The sequence below is a fragment of the Streptomyces sp. MB09-01 genome (assembly GCF_033794505.1).
Classification (GTDB): Bacteria; Actinomycetota; Actinomycetes; order Streptomycetales; family Streptomycetaceae; genus Streptomyces.
Window position 1 is genome coordinate 39,176 of the sequence record NZ_JARAYQ010000020.1, and the last position, 22,136, is coordinate 61,311.

The 22,136-nt window shown below is 71.6% G+C and carries 15 protein-coding genes; 5 read left to right on the plus strand and 10 right to left on the minus strand.

Annotated elements, in window-relative coordinates; translation table 11 throughout:
- Positions 1-162 precede the first annotated feature (162 nt).
- From PV721_RS06930 to PV721_RS06940, 3 genes are all read right to left on the minus strand, one after another.
- Positions 163-5,142: an NAD-glutamate dehydrogenase gene (locus PV721_RS06930; protein ID WP_319721935.1), complete on the minus strand. Its 4,980-nt coding sequence runs from the start codon at positions 5,140-5,142 to the stop codon at positions 163-165.
- A gap of 365 nt (positions 5,143-5,507) precedes the next feature.
- Positions 5,508-6,173, minus strand: a complete 666-nt coding sequence (locus PV721_RS06935) for an HAD family hydrolase (protein WP_319721936.1) — start codon at positions 6,171-6,173, stop codon at positions 5,508-5,510.
- Positions 6,170-6,670, minus strand: a complete 501-nt coding sequence (locus PV721_RS06940; protein ID WP_319721937.1) for a DUF6912 family protein — start codon at positions 6,668-6,670, stop codon at positions 6,170-6,172. The genes PV721_RS06935 and PV721_RS06940 overlap by 4 nt, the downstream gene beginning before the upstream one ends.
- Before the next feature lie 301 nt (positions 6,671-6,971).
- Between PV721_RS06940 and PV721_RS06945 the strand changes: the two genes are divergently transcribed.
- The gene (locus PV721_RS06945) at positions 6,972-7,418 is read left to right on the plus strand and encodes an Rv3235 family protein (RefSeq protein ID WP_319721938.1); all 447 of its coding nucleotides are present in this window, start codon (positions 6,972-6,974) and stop codon (positions 7,416-7,418) included.
- A gap of 444 nt (positions 7,419-7,862) precedes the next feature.
- Here PV721_RS06945 and secA read toward each other — a convergent pair whose 3' ends face one another.
- Entirely contained in the window at positions 7,863-10,670 is a 2,808-nt protein-coding gene (gene secA / locus PV721_RS06950; protein ID WP_319721939.1) for a preprotein translocase subunit SecA, read from the minus strand.
- Between the two features lie 241 nt (positions 10,671-10,911).
- On the opposite strand from secA, the gene PV721_RS06955 reads away from it, so the two are divergent.
- Positions 10,912-11,493, plus strand: a complete 582-nt coding sequence (locus PV721_RS06955) for a GNAT family N-acetyltransferase (RefSeq protein ID WP_319721940.1) — start codon at positions 10,912-10,914, stop codon at positions 11,491-11,493.
- A 9-nt stretch (positions 11,494-11,502) separates the two neighbouring features.
- Positions 11,503-12,663 carry a winged helix-turn-helix domain-containing protein gene (locus PV721_RS06960; RefSeq protein WP_319721941.1) on the plus strand — a complete coding sequence of 387 codons (1,161 nt, stop codon included), beginning with the start codon at positions 11,503-11,505 and terminating at the stop codon, positions 12,661-12,663.
- Positions 12,664-12,696: 33 nt separating this feature from the next.
- On the opposite strand, the gene PV721_RS06965 is transcribed toward PV721_RS06960, so the two are convergent.
- The 6 genes from PV721_RS06965 to mtrA form a co-directional block, all read right to left on the minus strand.
- Positions 12,697-13,449, minus strand: a complete 753-nt coding sequence (locus PV721_RS06965; RefSeq protein WP_319721942.1) for a response regulator transcription factor — start codon at positions 13,447-13,449, stop codon at positions 12,697-12,699.
- Positions 13,450-13,642: 193 nt separating this feature from the next.
- A complete protein-coding gene (gene hpf, locus PV721_RS06970; protein ID WP_416371043.1) occupies positions 13,643-14,338 on the minus strand; it encodes a ribosome hibernation-promoting factor, HPF/YfiA family in 696 nt (231 codons plus the stop codon).
- Between the two features lie 292 nt (positions 14,339-14,630).
- On the minus strand, positions 14,631-15,416 hold the full coding sequence (locus PV721_RS06975) for a ComF family protein (RefSeq protein ID WP_319721944.1): 786 nt from the start codon (positions 15,414-15,416) through the stop codon (positions 14,631-14,633).
- A gap of 76 nt (positions 15,417-15,492) precedes the next feature.
- Positions 15,493-17,355 (minus strand): LpqB family beta-propeller domain-containing protein, encoded by a 1,863-nt coding sequence (locus PV721_RS06980; RefSeq protein WP_319721945.1) that lies wholly within the window; start codon positions 17,353-17,355, stop codon positions 15,493-15,495.
- Positions 17,345-19,300: an MtrAB system histidine kinase MtrB gene (mtrB, locus tag PV721_RS06985; RefSeq protein WP_319721946.1), complete on the minus strand. Its 1,956-nt coding sequence runs from the start codon at positions 19,298-19,300 to the stop codon at positions 17,345-17,347. Before mtrB ends, PV721_RS06980 begins: the two co-directional genes overlap by 11 nt.
- A 1-nt stretch (position 19,301) precedes the next feature.
- Positions 19,302-19,991, minus strand: coding sequence for a two-component system response regulator MtrA (mtrA, locus tag PV721_RS06990; RefSeq protein WP_189747360.1), 690 nt, complete (start codon positions 19,989-19,991; stop codon positions 19,302-19,304).
- A 261-nt stretch (positions 19,992-20,252) separates the two neighbouring features.
- Here mtrA and PV721_RS06995 point away from each other — a divergent pair, with 261 nt between their 5' ends.
- Both PV721_RS06995 and PV721_RS07000 read left to right on the plus strand, forming a co-directional pair.
- Entirely contained in the window at positions 20,253-21,500 is a 1,248-nt protein-coding gene (locus PV721_RS06995) for a glycerophosphoryl diester phosphodiesterase membrane domain-containing protein (protein ID WP_319721947.1), read from the plus strand.
- Positions 21,500-22,135, plus strand: coding sequence for a DUF4129 domain-containing protein (locus tag PV721_RS07000; RefSeq protein ID WP_319721948.1), 636 nt, complete (start codon positions 21,500-21,502; stop codon positions 22,133-22,135). Before PV721_RS06995 ends, PV721_RS07000 begins: the two co-directional genes overlap by 1 nt.
- Position 22,136: the final 1 nt, after the last annotated feature.

The window sequence follows — 22,136 nt, forward strand, 5'->3', positions numbered from 1 at the left end:
CGGCGATGACCGAACGGCACTCGGGTCCAGCCCCGCCGGCGTCTGAGCGCAGGCTCCGGGGCGAGCCCCGGCAGCCGGCCCGCACCCGAGGCACCCACCACGAACGGGCCGGGCCCAGGACCACGAGGTCCTGGGCCCGGCCCGTTCGGTGAGACCAACCGATCAGCTGTGCGCGCGCAGCAGCGACCGCATCGTCCGCATCGCCACCGACAGGTTCGCCAGGTCGAAATCGTCCGACCCCCGGATCTCGTCCAGCGTCGTCCGTGCGCGCCCGATGATCGCCGCGTTCTTCTCCTCCCACGCCTTGAAGCGCTCCTCGGGAGTCGAACTGCCGTTGCCCACCGACAGCACGTCGGCGGTCAGCGCCGCGTGCGCCGCGAACAGGTCCTCGCGGATCGACGCACGGGCCATGGACTGCCAGCGGTCGGCCCGCGGCAGCTCGATGATCCGGTCCATCAGCTGGGTGATGTCCAGGCGGTCGGCGAGGTCGTAGTAGACCTCGGCGACCTCCAGGCAGCCGACACCCGTGCGGTCGGCGATCGCGACGATGTCGAGCGTCGGGAAGGCGGAGGAGAACCCGGCCACCTTGGCGGCCAGTTCCTCCGGGACGCCCTCGCCCGTCAGCTCGTCGAGGATCGACTGGTACCACTCGAGGTCGGCGCCGCGCACCAGCTTCGGCAGCTCCGCCCAGACCTGACCGACCCGCTCCGCGAAGAAGGCGATGGTCTCGGAGATCTGGAGCGGCTGCGGCCGGTTGTTCAGCAGCCAGCGGGTACCGCGCTCGACCAGGCGCCGCGAGTGCAGCCGCACCCGGGTCTGGACGTCGGCGGCGACCTTGTTGTCGAGCGCCTCCACCGCGTCCCACACATCGGCCAGGCCGAAGATCTCGCGGGCCGCGAGCTGCGCCCGGACGATCTCCTCCGTGGAGGCCCCGGTCTCCTCGCGCAGGCGGTGCAGGAAGGTCGAACCGCCGGTGTTGACGGTGTCGTTGACCAGGATGGTGGTGATGATCTCGCGGCGCAGCGCGTGCGCGTCGATCTGCTCGCTGAACTTCTCGCCCAGGGCGGCCGGGAAGTACGCGAAGAGCAGGCGGCGCAGGTACGGGTCGTCCGGCAGCCCGGTGGCGATGAGCTCGTCCGCCACCGTGATCTTGGTGTAGGCGAACAGCACGGCCAGCTCCGGCTGGGTCAGCCCCTTGCCGCTGCTCAGCAGCTCGCGGATCTGCCGGTCGGTGGGCAGGAACTCCAGCGCGCGGTCCAGCAGTCCGGCGTTCTCCAGGCGGCGCATGTAGCGCTGCTGGGCGTGGAGCAGGCTCGGGGCCTGGGCCGCGCCGTTGGCGAGCGCCGTGTTCTGCGCGTAGTTGTTGCGCAGGACGAGGTGACCCACCTCGTCGGTCATCTGGGCGAGCAGCTTGTTGCGCTGCTTGACGGTCATGTCGCCGTCCGCGACGACCGCGTTGAGCAGGATCTTGATGTTCACCTCGTGGTCGGAGGTGTCCACGCCCGCGCTGTTGTCGATCGCGTCGGTGTTGACCTTGCCGCCTTCGCCGCCGGCGCCGGTCCGGGCGAACTCGATGCGGCCCAGCTGGGTCAGGCCCAGGTTGCCGCCCTCGCCGATGACCTTGGCCCGTACGTGGGAGCCGTTGACGCGGATGGAGTCGTTGGCCTTGTCGCCGACGTCGGCGTGCGTCTCGGCCGTCGCCTTGACGTAGGTACCGATGCCGCCGTTCCACAGCAGGTCCACGGGGGACTGGAGGATGGCCTGCATCAGGTCGGCCGGGGTCATCTTGGTGACGCCCGCCTCGATGCCCAGGGCCTCGCGGACGTGAGCGTTGACCGGGATGGACTTCGCGCTGCGCGGGTGGATGCCGCCGCCCGTGGAGAGCAGCGAGCTGTCGTAGTCGGCCCACGAGGAGCGCGGCAGCTCGAACAGGCGCCGGCGCTCGGCGTACGAGGTGGCCGCGTCCGGGGTCGGGTCGAGGAAGATGTGCCGGTGGTCGAACGCGGCGACCAGGCGGATGTGCTCGGAGAGCAGCATGCCGTTGCCGAAGACGTCACCGGACATGTCGCCGACGCCGACGACGGTGAAGTCCTGGGTCTGGGTGTCGTGGCCGAGCTCGCGGAAGTGCCGCTTGACGGACTCCCACGCGCCGCGGGCGGTGATGCCCATGCCCTTGTGGTCGTAGCCGGCCGAGCCGCCCGAGGCGAAGGCGTCGCCGAGCCAGAAGCCGTAGGACTCCGCCACGCCGTTGGCGATGTCGGAGAAGGTCGCGGTGCCCTTGTCGGCGGCGACGACGAGGTAGGTGTCGTCCTCGTCGTGGCGGACCACGCCCTTCGGGGGCACGACCTCGCCGGCGACCATGTTGTCGGTGATGTCGAGCAGCGCCGAGATGAAGATCTTGTACGAGGCGATGCCCTCGGCGAGCCAGGCGTCGCGGTCCACCGACGGGTCGGGGAGGTTCTTGGCGACGAAGCCGCCCTTGGCGCCGACCGGCACGATGACGGTGTTCTTGACCATCTGCGCCTTGACCAGGCCGAGGATCTCCGTACGGAAGTCCTCGCGGCGGTCGGACCAGCGCAGGCCGCCTCGGGCGACCTTGCCGAAGCGCAGGTGGACGCCCTCGACGCGCGGGGAGTACACCCAGATCTCGAAGGCCGGGCGGGGCGCGGGGAGGTCGGGGATGGCCTGCGGGTCGAACTTCATCGACACGTAGGAGTGCTGCTCGCCCGTGCTGCCGGTCTGGAAGAAGTTGGTCCGCAGCGTCGCCTTGATGAGGGTGAGGAAGGCCCGCAGGATGCGGTCCTCGTCGAGCGAGGCGACCTGGTCCAGGGCGCCGTCCAGCTCCTCCAGCATGGCGTCGACGAGCTCGCTGCCGGCGGCCTGGCGGACGGGCGACATCCGGGCCTCGAAGAGCGAGACCAGCAGCCGGGTGGTGTGGACGTTGTTGCGGAGGGTGTCCTCCATGTAGTCCTGGCTGAAGGTGGAACCGGCCTGGCGCAGGTACTTGGCGTACGCGCGCAGGACGACGGCCTGGCGCCAGGTGAGCCCGGCGCTCAGCACGAGGGTGTTGAAGTTGTCGTTCTCCGCGTCACCCTGCCAGACGGCCGCGAAGGCGTCCTGGAAGCGCTCGCGGGCGTCGTCGCCGAGGTAGCCGGCCGCCGCGGCATCGCCGTTCCCGGTGGGCAGGGGCATCCGCAGCCCGAAGTCGTAGATCCACGCACTGACCCGGTCGGAGCGGCGGAGCTCGTACGGGCGCTCGTCGGTGACCTCGACGCCGAGGCGCTGCAGCACCGGCAGGACCGCGGACAGCGAGACCTGCTCGCCGGTGCGGAAGATCTTGAACCGGCGCTCGCCGGGGGCGGCGCCCACCGGCTCGTACAGCGAGAGCGCGAACTTCCGGTCGCTGGCGGCGAGCCGCTCCAGGTGGATCAGGTCGGCGACGGCGGCGCGCGGCGAGTGGTCGGCCTTGTAGCCCTCGGCGAAGGAGGTGCCGTAGCGGCGCAGCAGTTCCGCGGCGCGCTCCTCGCCGCACTCGGCGATCAGCGCTTCCTGGAAGCCGTCGGCCCAGGAGCGGGCGGCCTCGACGAGGCGGCTCTCGATGCGCTCGACGTCGCCGTCGGTCAGGGCGGGCAGCTCGGTGCCCTGCGGGACGCGGATGACGAAGTGGATGCGGGAGAGGATCGACTCGGTGTTCCAGGCGGTGAAGTCGACGCTGATGCCGCCGAGCTCCTCCTTCAGGATGTCCATCAGGCGCAGTCGGACGCCGGTGGTGAACCGGTCGCGCGGCAGGTAGACGAGGGCCGAGTAGTAGCGGCCGTACTCGTCCTGGCGCAGGTACAGCCGCAGCCGGCGGCGCTCCTGCAGGTACAGGACGGAGGTGACGATGGACTGCAGCTGGTCGACCGGGGTCTGGAACAGCTCGTCGCGCGGGTAGGTCTCCAGGATCTGCGTCAGGTCGCGGCCGTCGTGGCTGGCCGGCGAGAAGCCCGCACGGTCCAGGACCTCGGCGACCTTGCGGCGGACGACCGGGACGCGGCGCACGGACTCGGTGTACGCGGCGGAGGAGAACAGGCCGAGGAAGCGGCGCTCGCCGACGACGTTGCCGTCGGCGTCGAACTTCTTGACGCCGACGTAGTCGAGGTACGAGGGCCGGTGCACGGTGGAGCGGCTGTTGGCCTTGGTCAGCACGAGCAGGCGGTGCTCGCGGGCCTTGGCGCGGGCGTCGGCCGGCAGCCGGTTGAAGGACGGCGAGACGGGGTGGCCGTCGTCCTTGCCGCTGTGGTGCGGGTCGGAGCGCAGGATGCCGAGGCCGGTGCCGGGGACGGCGCTCAGGGAGTCGCCGTCGACGAGGTTGTACTCGCGGTAGCCGAGGAAGGTGAAGTGGTCGTCGGCGAGCCAGCGCAGCAGCTCGCGGGCCTCTTCGAGCTCGTACTCGCGCAGGTCCGGGGCGGTGGGCTCCTCGGGCAGGCCTTCGGCGATGCGCAGCGCGGCGTCGCGCATCTTCTCCCAGTCCTCGACGGACTCGCGTACGTCGGACAGGACGCGCAGCAGGTCGACGTTGATCTGCTTGAGGTCGGCGCGGTCGGTCTCACGGTCGATCTCGACGTGGATCCAGGACTCGACGAGGGAGTCGTGGGGGCGCGAGGTGCGGGGGCCGTGCGCGTCGCAGTCGGGCCCGAGGATCTCGATCAGCTTGCCGGTGACGTCACGGCGGACGACGACCTGCGGGTGGATCACGACGTGGATGCCGCGGCCCTGGCGGGACAGCTCGTTCGTCACGGAGTCCACGAGGAAGGGCATGTCGTCGGTGACCACCTCGACGACGGAGTGGCTGGAGGTCCAGCCGTTCTCCTCGACCGTGGGGGTGTGCACGCGCACGTTCGCGGTGCCCTGCGGCCGGTTCTCGGCGAGCCGGTAGTGGGCGAGCGCGGCTCCGAACACGTCGACCGGGTCCCGGTCCATGAGGTCCTCGGGTGCCGTGTGCAGGTAGTAGCGCTGGAGGTAGGAGAGCACCGCGTCCTGGTCTGGACGCTCTCCCTGCTCGGACCCAGTCGGAAGTAGCCCCCCGGCCGGGCTGTGCTCAGCTACCCGGGCCGCCCGTGCGAGCAGCTCGGCCTTTGCTTCGTCCAGCTTGGTCTGCATGTCCTCTGGCTCCTGTCGCGCGCCATTGCGTGACGTAGGTGAAGGAAGGAATGGCATAGCTCCGCGAGGCGGGGTGTCCGTCCGGGATCGACGCTATGCCGTCGAGAGAGCCGACCGGGAGGGAATGAGCCAAGATCGGCTGGAGGTCCCGGTGGCGGGGATCAGCGAAGGCCCGGGCACGGTCGTGCGCCGGGCGCAGGCCGGAGGCTCCAGTGCCCCCGAGGACTATCGCGCTGATCACGGGTACCAGGCTATCCCGACCTACCCCCAGGTCGTCATTCGCTGCATCTGTATAAATCTTGGGGTGAAACTTTGACGGTTTGGCCAGCGACGTGACCGGACTGTCCGTGCAGCGGGCTGTCCAGTCACAATTCGGCCAGCTCGCGAGCTGTCCATACCGCCTCGGCCAGGGTGTCCACGACCGGCACACCGGCCGATTCCAGACTGCTGCGGCTGTGCGAACCGCCGGTGTAGAGGACCGCCCGGGCACCCACGTGAGCGGCGGCCAGTGCGTCGTCCACGGCGTCTCCGATGAGGACCGTACGGCCCACCGTCACACCCGTCCCGTCCAGGGCGGCCAAGTGGCGTACGAGGTGTCCCGCCTTGGAGGTGTGGGAGGGGCCGACCCGCCCGTCGACGCGCAGGAAGTGGTGGTCGATGCCGTGGGTCCGGACCAGCGGTACGAGCTTCTCGTGGGGCGCGAGGGACAGCAGGGACTGGGTGAGCCCGTCCCGCTGCCACTCCTGGAGCAGCTCCCGGGCGCCCTCGGCGAGCCCGGCGTCCTCGGCGGCCGCCCAGTAGTGCCGGTGGAAGGCCTCGTCCATGACCACCCACTCCTCGTCGGTGGGCAGCCGTCCCATGAGGCGCTCGTAGAACTTCGGCACCGGTACGACGTACAGGTCGCGGTAGGTCTCCAGAGTGATCGGCGCGAAGCCGAGCTCGGCGAAGGAGGCGTTGGTCGCGAGTATGACGGCGTCGATGTCGTGGAGGAGGGTGCCGTTCCAGTCCCAGACGATGTGCTTCTCGGTCACTTCAGCAACCCCGGAATCTCCTGCACGCCGAACCACAGCAGCTCGTGGTCCTCGGCTCCGTCGACGATGAACTGCGCGTCCGCGTCCCCGCCGTCCGCGGCGGCGAGGGCCTGCGCGGCGGCGGCCACGTCCTCGTCGGCGTCATCGGCGTCCACGTGCACGGCGGCGGCCACCGTGAGGCGTACGGCGGCGGCCAGGCTCACCTGGCCGAGCGTGGCCTCGTCGACGCCGGGGGTGGCGGTGGCGGCCTTGTCGTCGACGTCGAGGGCTACGACGACCCGGCGGCGCGGCGCGTCGGCGTCCGCCGCGAGCAGCCGCAGGGAGGCGGCCGCCGCCCGGTTCAGGGCCGCGTACTCCAGCTCCTCGATGTCGTCCGACACGTACCACTCGCGGAGCCCGGGGGTGACGGCGTACGCCCGCAGCGGGGCGGGGCCCAGCTCACCCGCCTTGTGCACCTCGGCGAGCCCGGGGAGGGTCAGGGGGACGTACACACGCATGGCCGGCTGCTTTCAGTAGTCGGAAAACTCCACCAGGATACGACTCGGAGGGTCCGGCAGGGTGACGGAGTCCGTACCCCTTCGAGGTGCCGGAACAGGACCCCCGGCCGTCCACCCCGCTCCCCGGACGCACCGCTCCGGGCCCGCGGAGGGGCCGGCGCGCACTCGGATAGGTGAACCGGCGCGGCGGGCCGCCCGGCCGCGCGCGTGGTTGCGGAGCGTGTTCGGCGGCCGTAGAAGATCCCCATCAAGTTACCGCCCGGTACTCATCCGGGCCCGGCCTGTTCGGGGGCAGATCGCGATGGACACGACGACGCGCGGCACGATCGGCAACGACGGGAGCCGCCGCCGGCCGGCAGGCCGGCCCGGGACCCGGCCCGCAGGGCGGCGCGACCCGCGGCGTCCGGCAGGACCCCCGCGCACCCTGCGGCTCGGCCCGCACCACTGGTTCGCCGAACACCTCCTCGCGGTGGTCAGCGGCCGCCGCCCGGTCCACTCGCTCCTGGGCCACACCGTCGGCCCCGCCTACCAGCAGCTGGTCACCCTGGCCCCCGCGGGCCCCCTCCGCGACCGCCTCCGTCCGGTCATCCGCCAGTGCGGCCGCTTCACCCCCGGCCCCGGCGTCATCGAAGCCTTCGCCCGCATCGCCACGGGCGACCGCCTCACCGCCATGGCCTTCCGCCTGGAGCAGGGCCCGGACCTGCGCTGGCGCTGCGCAGCGGTAGAACTTCAGGGCCCCCTCCCCTGAGCCCCCTCATCAGCCCTACCCGGCGTCTCCCGTTCCGCCCGGCGTCACGACCCCCTACCCGGGCGCCTCCAGCCCCGCCCGGCGTCACGAGCCGCTACCGGGCGTCTCCACAGCCCCTACCCGGCGTCACGAGCCCCACCGCGGCGTCACGAGCCCTACCCGGCGTCTCCAGCCCCGCCCCGGCTCTCCAGGCCCGCCCGACCATCTCCAGCCCCGCCGGCGTCTGAGGCGCGAGGTCCGGGGCGGAGCCCCGATCTGGGAGCCCTGCCCGGCGTCCTCCCAGCTCGCCGTCACCACCCAGCCCCGCCGGCGTCTGAGGCGCGGGGTCGGGGGCGGAGCCCCAGGTGCGGCGCCGGCGCCACACCCGCCCCCTCACGACGCGGCCGGGGCCGGACACCACCCACGGTGTCCGGCCCCGGCCGAGAGATCAGCGACCCCGAAGGGTCACTTCTTGCGGCGCCGCCCGCCGGCGGCCTTCGCCGCCTTGCGCCGCTCCGCCCGCGTCATCCCGTCGCCGTCGCCACCCGCGCCCTCGGACTCGAAGTCGCCCTCGACGACACCGCCCTCGCCGTCCACCGTCGGCGCCGAGAAGTGCAGCCGGTCCGGCCGCTGCGGAGCGTCCAGACCCTTCGCACGGATCTCCGGACGGCCGGCCCCGGCCGCCGCCGGCTCCTTCGTCAGCGACGGCGCCGCGTCCTGCACCGGAAGCTCCTCGACCTGCTGCTCGACCTGGACCTCCAGGTTGAACAGGTAGCCGACGGACTCCTCCTTGATGCCTTCCTGCATGGCGTTGAACATGTCGAAGCCCTCGCGCTGGTACTCGACCAGCGGGTCCTTCTGGGCCATCGCGCGCAGGCCGATGCCCTCCTGCAGGTAGTCCATCTCGTACAGGTGCTCACGCCACTTGCGGTCCAGCACCGACAGCACCACGCGCCGCTCCAGCTCGCGCATGATCTCGGAGCCGAGCGTCTTCTCGCGCGTCTCGTACTGCTCGTGGATGTCGTCCTTGACGGACTCCGCGATGAACTCGGCGGTGATCCCCGCACGGTCGCCGGCGGCCTCCTCCAGCTCCTCGATGGTGACCTTCACCGGGTAGAGCTGCCGGAAGGCGTTCCACAGCCGCTCCAGGTCCCACTCCTCCGCGAAGCCCTCGACCGTCTCGGCCGCGATGTACGCGTCGATCGTGTCGTCCATCATGAAGCGCACCTGCTCCTGCAGGTCCTCGCCCTCCAGGACGCGGCGGCGCTCGCCGTAGATGACCTCGCGCTGGCTGTTGAGGACCTCGTCGTACTTCAGGACGTTCTTGCGCGTCTCGAAGTTCTGGGTCTCCACCTGCGACTGGGCCGACGCGATCGCGCGCGTCACCATCTTGTTCTCGATCGGCACGTCGTCCGGCACGTTCGCCATCGCCATGACGCGCTCGACCATCTGCGCCTTGAACAGGCGCATCAGGTCGTCGCCCAGCGACAGGTAGAAACGGGACTCGCCCGGGTCGCCCTGTCGGCCGGAGCGGCCGCGCAGCTGGTTGTCGATGCGGCGCGACTCGTGGCGCTCGGTGCCCAGCACGTACAGCCCGCCGAGCTCCTTGACCTCCTCGAACTCGGCCTTCACGGCCGCCTCGGCCCGGGTGAGCGCCTCGGGCAGGGCGTGCGCCCACTCCTCGATGTGCTCCTCCGGGTCCAGGCCGCGCTGGCGCAGCTCGGCCTCCGCGAGGTCGTCCGGGTTGCCGCCGAGCTTGATGTCCGTACCGCGGCCGGCCATGTTCGTGGCGACGGTGACCGCGCCGCGGCGGCCGGCCTGGGCGACGATCGTCGCCTCACGGTCGTGCTGCTTGGCGTTGAGCACCTCGTGCGGGATGCCGCGCTTGGAGAGCTGCTGGGAGAGGTACTCGGACTTCTCGACCGACGTCGTACCGACGAGGATCGGCTGGCCCTTCTCGTGCTTCTCCGCGATGTCGTCGACGACGGCGGCGAACTTCGCGACCTCGGTCCGGTAGATCAGGTCCGGCTGGTCCTTGCGGACCATGTCGCGGTTGGTCGGGATCGGGACGACACCGAGCTTGTAGATCTGGTGGAACTCGGCGGCCTCGGTCATGGCCGTACCGGTCATGCCCGACAGCTTCGAGTAGAGGCGGAAGAAGTTCTGCAGGGTGATCGTGGCGAGGGTCTGGTTCTCGTCCTTGATGTCCACCCCTTCCTTCGCCTCGATCGCCTGGTGCATGCCCTCGTTGTAGCGGCGGCCGGCGAGGATACGGCCGGTGTGCTCGTCGACGATCATGACTTCGCCGTCGATGACGACGTAGTCCTTGTCGTTCTTGAAGAGCTCCTTGGCCTTGATCGCGTTGTTGAGGTAACCGACGAGCGGGGTGTTCACCGACTCGTAGAGGTTCTCGATGCCGAGCCAGTCCTCGACCTTGGCGACGCCGGACTCGTGGATGGCGACGGTGCGCTTCTTCTCGTCGACCTCGTAGTCGCCGGTCTCCTCGATGCCCTTCAGCGGCTGGCCGGCCTCGCCCTTGGTCAGGCGGGTCACCAGCTTCGCAAAGTCGCCGTACCACTTCGTGGCCTGGTCGGCCGGGCCGGAGATGATCAGCGGGGTGCGGGCCTCGTCGACCAGGATCGAGTCGACCTCGTCGACCACGGCGAAGTTGTGGCCGCGCTGGACGAGCTCGTCCTGGGACCACGCCATGTTGTCGCGCAGGTAGTCGAAGCCGAACTCGTTGTTCGTGCCGTAGGTGATGTCGCAGTTGTACTGCTCGCGGCGCTGCGCCGGCGACATGTTCGCCAGGATGCAGCCGACCTCCAGGCCGAGGAACTTGTGCACCCGGCCCATCAGCTCGGAGTCGCGCTCGGCGAGGTAGTCGTTCACCGTGATCAGGTGGACGCCCTTGCCGGACAGGGCGTTCAGGTACGCGGGAAGCGTACCGACGAGGGTCTTGCCCTCACCGGTCTTCATCTCGGCCACGTAGCCGAGGTGCAGCGCCGCGCCACCCATGATCTGGACGTCGTAGTGCCGCTGGCCGAGAACGCGCTTGGCCGCCTCGCGTACGGTCGCGAAGGCCTCGGGCAGCAGGTCGTCCAGGCTCTCGCCGTCCTGGAAACGCTGCTTGTACTCGTCCGTGAGCGCTCGCAACTCGGCGTCGGAGAGGTTGACGAAGTCCTCTTCGATGGAGTTGACCTGGTCCGCGATGCGGTGCAGTTTGCGCAGGATCTTGCCTTCGCCTGCACGCATGAGCTTGTTGAAGACGGACACCGAGGTTTGTCTCCTTGCCGGTCGGGCCTGGGCACTGTACGTACCACGGGCACGGCAGGTGGGCCCCACCGCAACGGCCATCGTAAGCGAGGACGTGGCCACGTCGGGAGGTCCGCCGTTCCCGTGGGGGCACGGGTGCCCGGATTGAGAACGTACGGGGTACACGGAAGGTGCCGCATCCCCCGGGGGGAATCCCGGAAATCGTTCGCTCCGGACGCTCCGGCGGCAGCAGAATCCGTTCATGGAGCCCATCACACTCACCACGGAACGGCTGGTCCTGCGGCCTTTCGTCCCCGCCGACGAGGACGAGGTCTACGCGGCGGCGCAGGACCCGGCCATCCAGCGCTGGACCCTGGTCCCCTCCCCCTACGAGCGTGCGCACGCGCACGCCTTCGTGAACGAGCTCGTGCCGAACGGCTGGCGCGAGGACACGGCCTACCCCTTCGCCGTCCGCCTCGGGGCCGAGGGCCCGCTGGTCGCGGCCGTCGGCGTGCACGTCCACGGCGCCGAGTCGTACGAGATCGGCTACTGGGCGGTGAAGGAGCACCGCGGACGCGGCTACATGACCGAGGCCGTGACGGCCGTCGCCCGCTGGGCCTTCACCGCGCTCGGCGTCACACGCCTGGAATGGCGCGCCGAGCTGGGCAACGAGGGCTCGAAGGCCGTGGCCGAGAAGGCCGGCTTCCAGGTCGAGGGGGTCCTGCGGGCCGGCATCGAGCAGCGGGGCACCTCCCGCGACTGCTGGGTCGGCGCCCTGCTCCCCTCCGACCTCGGCCTCCCCCCGCGGCTGCCCTACCTGCCCGCTGTCAGTGGCCCCGCCTAGGCTGCGGACATGACGCCGCTCTCCCTCTCCGCCGACGAGGCCCGCCGGATCGCCCTGCGCGCACAGGGCTTCCTCGGGGCACCCGACCGCCGCGGAGGGGTGCGCGGAGTCCTGCGCCACCTGGGCGCCGTACAGCTGGACACCATCTCGGTGCTGGCCCGCTCGCACGAGCTGATCCCGTACGCACGCCTCGGCGCGGTCGGCCGCGACACCGTGGAGCGGGCGTACTGGTCCGACCGCCACGCCTTCGAGTACTGGTCGCACGCCGCCTGCATCCTCCCCATCGAGGAATGGCCGCATTTCGCCTTCCGCCGCCGGGCCAACCGGGCGCGCGGCCACCGCTGGCACATCCTCCAGGACAAGGAGCGCTCGACGCAGGGGGTCCTGGACCGGCTGAAGTCCGACGGCCCGCTCACCTCCACCGAACTGGGCGGCGCGAAGAACGGCGGTGAGTGGTTCGAGTGGTCCGAGACCAAGATCGCGGTGGAGTGGCTCCTCGACACCGGCGAGGTGGTCTGCAGCGAACGCCGCGGCTGGAAGCGGGTCTACGACCTCCCCGAGCGCGCCGTTCCCGACCGGCTGCTCCACGACGACCTGGACGACCGCGAGTGCATGCGCCGCCTGGTCGCCCTGGCCGGCCGGTCGCTGGGCGTCGGCACCCGCCGCGACATCGCGGACTACCACCGCCTCAAGGGGGAACAGGTCGACGCGGTGATCGCCGACTCCGGGCTGGTCCCGGTCGAGGTCGAGGGCTGGTCCAAGCCCGCCTGGGCGGACCCCGCCGCCCTCGCCGCGGCCCCCCGGGGCCGCCACCGCACGACGCTGCTGTCGCCCTTCGACTCCCTGGTCTGGGACCGCCCCCGCACGGAGCGGATCTTCGGCTTCACCCACCGCCTCGAGGCGTACGTTCCCAAGCCGAAGCGGATACACGGCTACTTCGCGATGCCCCTGCTGGCGGGCGGCCGGCTGCAGGGCCGCGTGGACCCGGCCCGCGAGGGCCGCACGCTGGTCGCCCGGCAGCTCTCGCTGACCTCGCCGAAGGCCGCGGGCCCGATGGCACGGGCCCTGCGGGAAGCGGCGGAATGGGTCGGCTGCGAGGACGTACGGATCGAGCGCGCGGGCTCGCCCGCGGAGGCGGCGGCCGTCACGGCGGAGCTCGCCGCGCTCTAGCGCTGGTCCGGGCGACGGGGCCCGGTCGACGCGTCAGCGGATTTCGAGGATCTTCTCGCGCATCGCGTAGACCACGGCTTCCATCCTGGAGTGCAGCTGCAGCTTCTCCAGGATGTTGCGGACGTGGTTCTTCACGGTGTTCTCGGAGATGAACAATTCCTTCGCGATGTCGCGGTTGTTCATGCCGGTGGCCACCAGCTTGAGGACCTCCAGCTCCCGGTCCGTCAGCCTCGGCGCCGGCACCAGCCGGCGCTCGTCGGTCCGCTGGATCATCGACTTGAACTCGGTGAGCAGCTTCGACGCCATCGAAGGGCTGATCTGCGACTGGCCGTCCGCCACGGCCCGGATCGCCGTGGCCACCTCGTCCGTCGAGATCTCCTTCAGGAGGTACCCGGTCGCGCCCGCCTTGATCGCGTCGTAGAGGTCCGCCTCCTCGTCGCTGATCGTCAGCATGATGATCTTCGCGGACGGGGCCACCTCCTTGATCGAGGTGCACGCCTCGATGCCGCCGCGCCGGGGCATCCGCACGTCCATCAGCACGATGTCCGGCAGCAGATCGGCCGCCTTGTCCACCGCCTCCGCGCCGTCCCCGGCCTCGCCGACGACCTGGATGTCCTCCTCCTGCGCGAGGACGATCTCCAGCCCCCGCCGGAAGAGCGCGTGGTCGTCGACCACGAGCACCCGGATCGGTTCCCCGGCCGGCGAGCCGGCGGGCCCTGCCGACGGGTCCGCGCCGCGGCAGCCCGCGCCGTCGTCCCCGCGCACCGGCCCGAAGCTGTCCGCCATCGTTCCTCCCCCTGCATGTGCTGAGCTGCTGGGCCAACCGGTCACACAACGCGGCCGGTTGACTGCCCGCCATGATTCCATGCCCGCGCAACGGCGCGGGGGGCCGCCGAGGACCCGCCTGGCGCAATACCCGTCATGCAGGTGCCCCCGCGGAGACGCCGGAGCGCCTCCGCGGGGGCAACGAACGGTCTGTTCAGCCGCCGAGCGCGCCGCCTGCGCCGCCCCGCGGCTCCTCCGAGCTGGAGGCACCGTCGGGGTTCACGTGGATGACGCCGTAGTCGTACGCGTGACGTCGGTAGACCACGCTGGGCAGCTTCGTCTCGGAGTCGACGAACAGATAGAAGTCGTGGCCGACCAGCTCCATCTCGTACAGAGCCTGGTCGAGCGACATGGGTGCGGCCGAGTGGGTCTTCTCGCGGACGATGAGCGGGCCTTCGCCCTGCACCTCGATGGGCCCGATCCGGGTGATCGGAACCCCGTCCGTCTTCTCCTCGGTGACCACCTGGCCGCTGCCGTTGAGCGACGCGACGCCCGGCACGACGTCGGCGACCTCTGCCGCCGAGAGCCGGCCGTTGCCACGGCGGGTGTATCGCTTGTCGTGCTGCTTGCGCAGCCGGGCCTCCAGCTTGTCCTGAGCGAGGTCGAGCGCCGCGTACGGGTCGGCGGCGGCGGCCTCGGCCCGGATCACCGGGCCCCGCGAACGCAGGGTGATCTCCACGCGGTCGGAACGGTCGGCCTGGCGCGGGTTGTGCTCCTTGGACACCTCGACGTCCAAGCTGATCACCTTGGCGTCGAGCTTCTGGATCCGCTCCGGATTCAGCTTCTCGGCCACGTGCTTGCGGAACCGCTCGGGCACCTCGGTCTTGCGGCCCTTGACGACGATGTCCACGCAGAACTCCGTTCCCGGATAGCTCCGCCCGACGGGGCGAAGCGTCTCCCTTTCGCACCAGACTCCGGTGAAGGCCGGAGCCTCGGACTTGGCGACTTTCACCTCCTCCTCCCCCATCGGCAAGATCGCAACCCACCGACTTCGGAGTCGAGAGACAGCCTCCTGAGTTCCTTACAACCGAACATATCCCTCTATGACGGTTGTCGGCACCCGCTACCGGAATGTACTTCCAGTCAGGTGGCTGTTCCCTCTTACTACCTGCAACGATGGGCCTTCCCCGCCAGTTCCAAATCTATTCACGAGATTTTTGACCTGTACGCGTAGCAGGCCGGCGGGGGACCGCCCCAGGGAGCCGGCGGAAGGAGTCCGCGGGCGCGGCGACCACCGCTGCCCGCAGCACGTACCCGGGGCCCGCCGTCAGCCCCGCGGTGCGCACCGCCCGGGCCGCCTCCGCCAGCGTCGCCCCGGTGGTGATCAGGTCGTCCACGATGACGATCCCGGCCCCGTCCGTCAGCCGCGCCCCGTCCCGGCACACCGCCAGCGCCCCCGCGAGGTTCTCCCGGCGCTGCCGGGCCCCGAGCCCCGCCTGGTCCGCGACCGCCCGCCGCAGCCGCAGTACGGGCGCCACGCGCGCGGGAACACCGGCCCGCCGCAGCCTCCCCGCGGCGGCCAGGGCGATCCTGCGCGCGGGATCGTGCCCGCGCGCCCGGACCTGCCGCCGCGCCGAGGGCACCGGCACCAGGGCCACTTCCGCCGGCCCCGTGGGGCCGAGGCCGTCCGCATCCCGGGGCCGGCCCGCCAGCACGGCCCCTGCCAGGGCCTCGCCGAGCATCCCGGCCAGCGGCAGCGCCCCGCGCTCCTTGTGGGCCAGCAGGAGGGCCCGTACGCCCCCCTCGTAGACGGCGGCGGCGTGGACCACCGGCAGCCCCTCGGGCCGCGGGGAAGGCCGCACCGGCCCCGCACCGGCCCCGCTCAGCACCTCCCGGCAGCCCGCGCACACCAGCACCCGGACCGCTCCGCAGCCGGCGCAGTCGACCGGCAGGACCAGCCCGGCCAGCTCCTGCCACCAACCGCGCACCACTCCAGACTGACGGCGGCGGACGGCGCCCGCCACCCCTGTGGACGGAGCCCGCAACCGAGCCCGCGGCCGCAGGTCAGCCCGGGTACACCGGAGCCTGGCCGCCCGCCGCCACCGTGCGCCACTGCGCCCCCGGCGGCAGGTACACGATCCCGTCCTCCGAGAACGCCACCACCGGCTTCGGCTTCGACTCGTCCTCCGACGCCGCTGCCGCGACCGCGGACAGCCCCGCCGCCCCGGGCAGGCTCGCCGCGACCATCGAGCCGTCCGCCAGCATGTAGCGGGCCTGCTGCACCCCGCCGCTCTCCCGGCCCACCACGAGCAGCCGCCCGTGCGGCGCCCAGCTCATCGTCGTCACGTCCGCCATCTGCGGGGCCGCCGGGCGCAGCTCCCGCACCGACACCGCCGAGGCGTCGCCCTTCGCGTCGGGCCGTTCTATCCGCCCGACGTACAGGTTCTTGCGGCTGTTCTTCTCCACCAGCAGCGCGATCCGCACCCCGTCGGAGGAGGCCTTCAGTGAGGCGATCCGCCCGCCGTCCAGCCCGGCCACCTGCACCTTCTCCGGGGTCCCGGCCCCGCCGGGCACCCGCCACAGCCCCGGGTGCTGCGCGTCGCTGTCCGCGACCCACAGGTCACCGGCCGCGTCCCAGCTGGGCGCCGTCAGCGTGCTCCCCTTGCCGACCGGCAGCGGCTGCGGCATGGGCCCGCCGCCCACCAGGGGCACCACGTACAGCCCGTGCCCGTCCTGGGAGACCACGGCCGCGCGCCGCTCGTCGTACGTCACGGCCGCCGAGCCGACCTTGAAGGCGGGCTGGGTGGTCAGCGGCCCCGGCACCGGCTCGGCCTTCTGCTGTTCCTCGCTGGTCACGTCCAGCTTCATCCGGACCAGCCGCTTCTCGTTGTCGACGAAGTACTGGTAGTCGGGGATCCGCGGCCGGTTGGCGATCGCGGCCGCGTTCAACTCGGTCACCGAGCACAGCGAGGACGACTTGTCGTCGGAGCGCAGGATTTCGACCTGGTCGAGCCGGGAGCCCGTCAGGTCCTTGACCGTGTACAGGAGTTGGGTGGCCATCTTCTTGCACTGCGGCTGGGCGACGTTGTCGGCCTTGTCGTTGAGCGGCACCCGCAGGGTGTTCTGGCCGTCGTACGAAAGGGACTTGGTGCCCTCGCGCAGTTCCGTGCCGGTCGGGAAGCTGGACTCGACGACGGGGCCGAGCCACCTGGACGGCCCGGCGAGCAGCGACTGCACCGTCTGCGTGGTGGGGTCCATCCGCGAGTCCGGATCGGTGCGCTGGCGCACGTAGACGGGGTCGGCGACGAGCGTGCCGCCCGCGAAGTAGTACTTGTTGACCGGCATGTAGATGCGCTGGAAGTCCGACTCGCTGAGCACGAGGCCGTTGGGCGGCTGCGAGATCCGCCACTGCTTGTCCTCGTCCTGGACGAGCTGGAGGTACTCCTCGTACTTCTCGCCGCCGGTCTGCGGCTGGTACGCGCTGCGCTCGTCCACGGTCGCGAGCTTCGTGCCGGTCACCTTCCAGCGGGGCCCGTCCGGGTCCTTCTCGCCGCGGATCGAGACCCGGTCGAGGCCGGACGAGAGCACGGTGACGGCGGAGCTGGGCTTCCAGCTCTTCGCGGCCTCCTCGGTGAGGTACTTGCGGGCGGTTTCCAGCTGCGGATCGTCGCTGGTCATCGCCTCCAGGAAGCCGTCGACGATGTCGGCCGCGCTCGCCTTGTCGGCGGGCGGTACGCCGAAGACGCGGACCTGGGAGTCGACGCCCTGAGAGGCCTGCACCGGGCGGATCTCTCCGTGGTCGGGCATGGAGGCGCAGCCGGCCAGCAGCAGCCCGGCCGCGCCGAAGGCGTACGCCCGCAGGGTGCGCAGTCGCCGTCCCCGTACCCGCACGCCCCCGGGCCGCGCGTTCTCGGGCTCAGCGTCCATCGGCTCGGTCCTCCTGTTGTGCCTGGTCGGCCGGGCGGGCCACCACCCGGGCCCCGTTGCCCGGCAGGGCCGTCGGGTCGGCGGGGACCGGCAGCGCTCCGGTGACCGGCGACCGCGGCGGTATCGGCGACCGGTCGCCGGCGTCCGGGGCCGGCCGGTCCGCCCCCCGGCCCGCGGCCTCGGCGGCGGCCCTGGCCCGGTTGGCCCGGGAGTCCTCGGGTTCCAGCGGGATGGGCGAGCCCCGCAGCGGCTCGTCGGCCGTGCGCGGCAGGGTCAGGCGGAACTGCGAGCCGCCGCCCGGCTCGCCCCAGGCCTGCAGCCAGCCGCCGTGCAGCCGGGCGTCCTCGACGGCGATGGACAGGCCGAGGCCGGTCCCGCCGGTCGTGCGCGCCCGTGCCGGGTCGGCCCGCCAGAAGCGGTTGAAGACGCGGGTGGCCTCGCCGGGCTTCAGCCCGACGCCGTAGTCCCGTACGGCGACGGCGACGGCCCCGCCCGCGGACGCCAGCCGGACCACCACGTCGCGGCCCTCGCCGTGCTCCACGGCGTTGACGACGAGGTTGCGCAGCACCCGCTCGACGCGCCGCGAGTCGGCCTCGGCGATGACCGGCTGGGTGTCGCCGAGGACCCGGATCCGCGTGCCCTTGTGCTCGGCGAGCGGCTCGGCCCCGTCGATGACGCGGCGTACGACGTCCCGCAGGTCGATCGGCTCGGCCTCCAGGGCCGCGGCCCCTGCGTCGAAGCGGCTGATCTCGAGCAGGTCGGAGAGGAGCGACTCGAACCGGTCCAGCTGCCCGGCGAGCAGCTCGGCGGAGCGCGCGGTGATCGGGTCGAAGTCGACCCGGGCGTCGTGGATGACGTCGGCCGCCATCCGCACCGTCGTCAGCGGGGTCCGCAGCTCGTGCGAGACGTCCGAGACGAACCGGCGCTGCATCCGCGACAGCTCCTCCAGCTGCTGGATCTTCAGCTGGAGGTTCTGCGCCATCTTGTTGAAGGCCTCGCCCAGGCGCGCGATGTCGTCCTCGCCGGTGACCTTCATCCGCTCCTGGAGCCGCCCGGCCGAGAGCCGCTCGGCGATCCCGGCGGCCATCCGTACGGGGGACACGACCTGGCGCACGACGAGCCAGGCGATGCCGCAGAGCAGGACGACGACGAACAGGCCCGCGGTCACGATGGTGACCTTGATCAGGTTGAGGGACTCCTCCTCCTGCGTGAGCGGGAAGAGGTAGTACAGGTCGTACGGGTCCCCGTTGATGTCGGTGAGCCGCTTGCCGACGACCAGCGCCGGCTCCGGGGCCTTGTCCCCGGCCCCCGCCGTGTAGCGGATCTCGGAGAAGGTCTTGAACGCGCCGGTCGCGTGGTTGACGGCCCGGCGCAGCTTCACGGGCACGCTGGCCGTCGGGTCGACGTTGCCGGAGGCACGGGCGCCCTTGACGCCCTGCGTCCCGGGCAGCGGCTGCTCTCCGGTGCCGGCGCCGAGCGCGACGACCTCGAAGGCGGTCTGGCCGCCACTGGCCAGCTGCTTGACCAGGGAGTTCATCCAGGTGCTGGCGTCCCGGCCGACCTTGTTGTCGGTGGCGTCGGGTCCGTCCACGGTGGCGGGGGCGTTGGCCTTCTCCTGCGCGACCGCGAACCCGCCCGCCGCCTGGCTCTGCGCCGCCTGCTCCTTGGCCTCGAGCAGCCCCTTGCTGACCTGGGCGATCACGACGACGCCCAGGGCCAGGACCACGGCGAGCGAGATCAGCAGGGTGGCGGCGACCACCCGGAGCTGGATGTTGCGGCGCCACAGCCGGACAGCCGGAACCAGCGGCCGGCGTACGAGGCGTACGAACAGCCGCAGCACGGGGCTGCCGGGCGCCCCCGCCCGGAACGGCCGGCCGGCCCAGAGGCTGCGCCAGCGGGAACCGCCGCGGCCGCGGCCGGACGCGGCGGACGTGCCGGACTGCACCTCAGCTGGGTCCGGCCTTGTAGCCGACACCGCGCACCGTCACGACGATCTCGGGGCGCTCCGGGTCCTTCTCCACCTTGGAGCGCAGACGCTGCACATGCACGTTGACCAGGCGCGTGTCGGCCGCGTGCCGGTAGCCCCAGACCTGCTCCAGCAGTACCTCGCGGGTGAACACCTGCCAGGGCTTGCGCGCGAGGGCGACCAGCAGGTCGAACTCGAGCGGGGTCAGGGCGATCGAGGCACCGTCCCGCTTGACCGAGTGCCCGGCCACGTCGATGACCAGGTCACCGATGGCCAGCTGCTCGGGTGCGGGCTCCTCCGACCGGCGCAGACGGGCCCGGATGCGGGCCACCAGCTCCTTCGGCTTGAACGGCTTGACGATGTAGTCGTCGGCCCCGGACTCCAGGCCCACGACCACGTCCACCGTGTCGCTCTTGGCGGTGAGCATCACGATCGGCACACCGGACTCGGCCCTGATCAGCCTGCACACCTCTATGCCGTCCCGTCCGGGCAGCATGAGGTCGAGCAGTACCAGGTCCGGCTTCGCCTCCCGGAAGGCAGCAAGTGCCTTGTCACCGTCCGCTACGAACGACGGCTCAAAACCTTCTCCACGCAGCACAATGCCGAGCATCTCGGCCAGCGCGGTGTCGTCGTCGACGACAAGGACGCGTCCCTTCATGGTTGACATCATCCCATTAGCTAATCGTTACCTGGCGGTGAGCTGTCCCACAGCCAAAAGGGCTGGAAATCGCCCCTCGGACCTGCGTGGAGATCAGGTCGACCAGTCTGCCCCGGATCCGGGCGACAATTGAAGGTAAGGGCTGCCGGAGGTCCGGGGGGACGGCCAGGGTTACGGGGGGCTCACAATCCCTTACTCCGTTCGGGACCCCCACGTGGCACGATGGCTGCGACCGGCGCCCCCGCCGCAGCAGGTGCACGTGAAGGAGCGACGATGAACGACTCTCCGGGCTGGGCTACGCCCGGATCCTCTCCGTCCGACGGCGAGCGGCCGGGAACCCCCGCCGACCAGCCGGGCACCGACGGCGGCGCGCAACAGCCCGGCCGGCCGGCCGGCGACCCGAAGTGGTCCGCCGAGCAGCCGCCGCCCGGCCAGTGGTCGAGCCCGGGCACGACGGCTCCGGAAACCCCGGCGCCTCCCGCGCAGCCCGCCGCGGGAGGCTGGGGACAGCGCCAGGACGCCCCGTACGGAGGCCAGGGCGGCCCTCAGTACGGCTACCCGGGCGGACCCGGCCAATGGGGCAGCCCCCCGGCCGCCAAGCCCGGTGTGATCCCCCTGCGCCCCCTGGGGCTGGGGGAGATCCTCGACGGCGCGGTCGCCACCATGCGCACCCACTGGCGCTCGGTGCTGCCCATCACCCTGGTCGTGGCCACGGTCGTCCAGGTGATCAGCGTGTTCGTGCAGAAGTACATGCTGGAGGACGTCGTCCTCGCACCGAACGAGGACCTCACGCCCGAGCAGATGATCGACAGCCTCGGCAGCACCCTGTCGGTGTCGGTGGTGACCCAGTTCATCCAGATCCTCGGCACCATCGTGGTCACCGCGATGCTCACCATGGTTTTCAGCCGGGCCGTCCTCGGCCAGGGCTCCTCGGTCTCCACCGCCTGGCGCGAGGCCCGCCCCCAGCTGCTGCGCCTGATCGGACTCACCCTGCTGCTGGCCCTCGGCGCCGTCCTGATCGGCGCCGTCCTGGTCCTGCCCGGCATCACCGCCGACAGCACGGGCCTGATCGTCCTCGGCTTCGCCGTCTGGCTCCCGCTCCTCGTGTGGCTGGGGATCAAGTTCAGCCTGGCCTCGCCCGCCCTGATGCTGGAGAAGAGCAGCGTCTTCAAGGCCTTCGCCCGGTCCTCGAAGCTGGTCAAGGGCTCCTGGTGGCGTGTCTTCGGCATCACGCTGCTGACCGGGATCATCGCCTTCGTGGTCGGGCTGATGATCGTCGGCCCGCTCCAGCTGGTCGGCCTCCTCGCCTTCGGCGGCGGGTTCGACGCCCTGGAGGACGGCAGCGCCCAGACCGCCTGGGGCCCGCTGATCTTCTCCGCCATCGGTGTGATCATCGCGCAGACCATCGTCATGCCGATCCAGTCCGGCGTCACCGTCCTCCTCTACGTCGACCAGCGCATCCGGCGCGAGGGCCTCGACCTGGAGCTCGCCCGGGCGGCCGGCGTCGAGAACTACGGGTGATGGGCGCGGAGGTCCCGCCGGTGACGACACCGCGCGAGGCCGCCCGTGAGGCGGCCGAGCGCGAGCTGTCCAAGCCGATGTACCACGAGAACGACCCGAGCCTGGTGGACCGCGCGACGCGCGCGTTCTTCGACTGGCTCGACGACCTGTTCGGCGCCGCCTCCGGGGCAACCCCCGGAGGCGCCGTCGGCCTGATCGCCGTCGTCCTCCTGGTCGCCCTGGCCGGAGCGGCCCTGTGGTGGCGCCTGGGCTCCCCGAGCCGCACCACCCCCTCCGCGGGCACCCTCTTCGACGACGGCGTCCGCAGCGCCGCCGACCACCGCAAGGCCGCCGACGCCCACGCCGCCGCCGGCCGCTGGACCGAAGCCGTCCAGGAACGCATGCGCGCCGTCGTCCGCTCCCTGGAGGAGCGCACCCTCCTGGACCACCGCCCGGGCCGCACCGCCGACGAGGCGGCCGCAGAAGCCTCCGCGTCCCTCCCCGCCCACGCCGCGGACCTCCGCGCCGCCGCCCGCACCTTCGACGACGTCACCTACGGCGGCCGCACCGCCGACTCCGACACCTACGCCCGCCTGCGCACCCTCGACCTCGCCCTCACCCACACCAAGCCCCTCCTGACGGGACCCACCCCATGAC